This is a genomic window from Emticicia sp. (genome assembly GCF_049241225.1).
Classification (GTDB): Bacteria; Bacteroidota; Bacteroidia; order Cytophagales; family Spirosomataceae; genus Emticicia.
Map to the genome: position 1 here is coordinate 1 of NZ_JBMLRC010000493.1, position 2,788 is coordinate 2,788.

Consider the following 2,788-nt stretch of genomic DNA (forward strand, 5'->3'; position numbering starts at 1 on the left):
ATATCTTGATGATTTGAAATAGACATAAGCACTTCCTTTGTCAGTTACTCCATTTACATCTTCAGTTTCGGCCGCAACTATCAAATAATTTCCCGATAAATGTATCGACGAACCAAAATTACCGTCATTTACTTTACCATTTAAAGTTTCACCTCCTGCATACCAATTGCCGTCAAAATTTTTCATGTATAACTTAATAATTCCATACTTTTGAGGAGAATCACCTGGTGAAGACACAGCAATTGTATTACCAGAAATGGAAACACTGTAACCAAAACGAGCTCCTTGTTGAGTATATATATCTCCTAATTTTGTTGTTTCGCTCCAAGTTCCATTAAAATTTTGTTGGAAAATATAAACTTCACCCTTGCTACTATTTTGAAAAGGAGCACCGATGACAAGATATGAATTTTCAAGAGAAATACTAAAACCAAATTGATGATTAGCTCCTCCATTTGAGGCATTCAATATCGCATTTTGATTCCATTGGTTATTACTAAAATTGTAGGTGTACACACTTCCTTGAGATGTATTCTTACCAATTGCACTGACAGCCAATAGATTATTTGTAGCATTAAAGGCTATTGAATGTCCAAAATAATCACCGTTTTGAGCATCATTTGCAGTTATTTTTTGCTTTTGTAGCCAACTGTTTCCATTTTTTTCAAAAATATAGACTGCTCCTCTATTTGAGTTACTACCTTTAGCACTTACTATAATATAATTATTTTTTATCAAAACTGTACTTCCAAATAAATCATTTGTTTGCAAATCGTTTGCTATTATTTGGGTCTTTAAGTTCCAAACACCTCCTGTTCTTTCATAAATAAACACTTCTCCCCTACTATTATTATGATTGGGAGCACCTGCCACAATAATTTCGCCTTCAATAGAAACCGAAGAGCCAAAATTAGCCGCATTTGAAAGCCCACTTGGTGTGCGGCTAACGGCTGGAAGATACTGCGTATTGGTTTTGGCTAAAGGATACCAATTGTAGCCATCATATAGAAATAAGGTCAAATAATCCGAATCGAATACTGTCAGTCCTCTTGTTGGGTTGACGATTGCCTTTCGTTGAGCACTCGTCATTACGGGTAAGCGAACTCCCTTTGTGGTACTTTGAATATCCAAAATCGCACTTGAAGAGGACGTTGCATTATTATCAGAAATGGATACTTTTCCTTTTAGTTCTGTGCCGTTTGGAGTAATACTTTGTTGGGAATGAGCAGTTGACAAAATAGTCACGCAAAGCAATTGAATCGAATATTTTATTAATTTATTCATAAGTACGGCCGAATAATACATAATATTTGTTTCTCTTGGCAGAATAGCCGCTAATCATATAGTCCTGTTTAAAAACACTTACTTTTTGCCCAAACCATGTGTAATATTCTATATCTGGGGCTGTCCGTACACTGTTTTTAATCCAACCTGTATTTGTTTTCTTCATAAAAATAACTCTTCCAGAATTTGTAAATTCGTCCACACTCGTACCATCTTCGCCATTCAGTAAATATTCTCCATAAACGTCAAAATAATTAACAACTAAAGGATTAGGAATACTTACAAAATCGCTTTTATACCACGAATTGTTTGCTAATGTATATATATTGACTCCATTTTCAACATTAGCATATAATTGATTATTGTGATATTTGACTGTTTTCCCTAACCAATCATCTCCTCTTTCTTTTATTATTTGAAATAGATTGAACTGTCCATTTTGTAATTTGTAGATATGTATTCGAGATTTATTTACATCTGGCGGGGCATTTTCGCCAATTCCACCATTTCCGAGAAATAAAAACCCATTATCCATACTAATTGAAAATCCGAGTAAAAGGTCATTGGAATCAGTTATTGTCTGAGATAAACTCCAAGTATTACCATTCTTTTGGTAAATATAAATAACATCATCATTGTATGTAAAAAAGGCTCCAGAAGAAACTACAGCTAAATAATTTTGCCACAAACTAACCCGATAGGGGGCAAACTCTGTCACGGTTGGTATGTTTATTTTATGTGTTTCAATAAAATCCCCACTTGTATTCTTTGCAAAAACATAAACACCCATATTAGAGCCACAAACTAAAGTATCATTTCTGTAACTCATGGAAAAACCAAAGGCATTATCCCTTAAAACAATATCAGGTCTGATTATTTGTTTTAAAACCCAATAATTTTCGGCGTTTTTTTGATAGTAATATACAACACCACTATATGACCTACCACTAACTGTTTGATCAGCAGCAGCAATGAAGGCAAAGCCATCTTGCATGATTAACTCTTCCCCAAAAGTATTTGCAGGCTCACTTGAAAGCTCAAAAGAAAAGGTATCCTTTGAATTAGTAATCTCAAGTCCTTGCCACAATGTTCCATCAAAAAAATAAAGTTTATCTTGGTCAGTATCATAGACAATCAAACCAACATCAGGATTAACAATATTTTGTCTCTGCTCAGAAGTAAAAAGAGGAAAAGAAAAACCTTGGTTTTTGCTCTGAACTTCCATTATTGAAGATGAAGCATTTTGCACAGAGTCTTTTGAAAATATTCTTAAACTTTTTTGTAATTTTATCTCTTGACTTTCTACAATTTGCTTTTGACTGTAAATAAAAGATTGGCTACCAACCCAAATAGATAAAAGAATAGTAACTAAGAAAATATGTAAAAGATGGCTCATGGTCTAGTATTTTTCATTGGATGGAAATTCATGTGATGAGTTGGCTAAAAAATTACTTCAACTTCACTGTCCAGACCTCAAATTTGGTTTTGTTTGGGTTATAAATGT

The 2,788-nt window shown here is 33.6% G+C and carries 2 protein-coding genes; both read right to left on the reverse strand.

All coding sequences use genetic code 11. The features are described from left to right. Positions 1-1,284 (reverse strand): hypothetical protein (locus ACOVO2_RS25555; protein ID WP_421772699.1); only part of this gene is annotated, 1,284 nt, incomplete at its 3' end. Next, positions 1,277-2,680: a hypothetical protein gene (locus ACOVO2_RS25560; RefSeq protein ID WP_421772700.1), complete on the reverse strand. Its 1,404-nt coding sequence runs from the start codon at positions 2,678-2,680 to the stop codon at positions 1,277-1,279. The genes ACOVO2_RS25560 and ACOVO2_RS25555, both read right to left, overlap by 8 nt. Positions 2,681-2,788 lie beyond the last annotated feature (108 nt).

Bases quoted from the DNA above. Each gene is read 5' to 3' on its own strand.
- ACOVO2_RS25560 (WP_421772700.1), bottom strand. From the start codon at position 2,680: ATGAGCCATCTTTTACATATTTTCTTAGTTACTATTCTTTTATCTATT.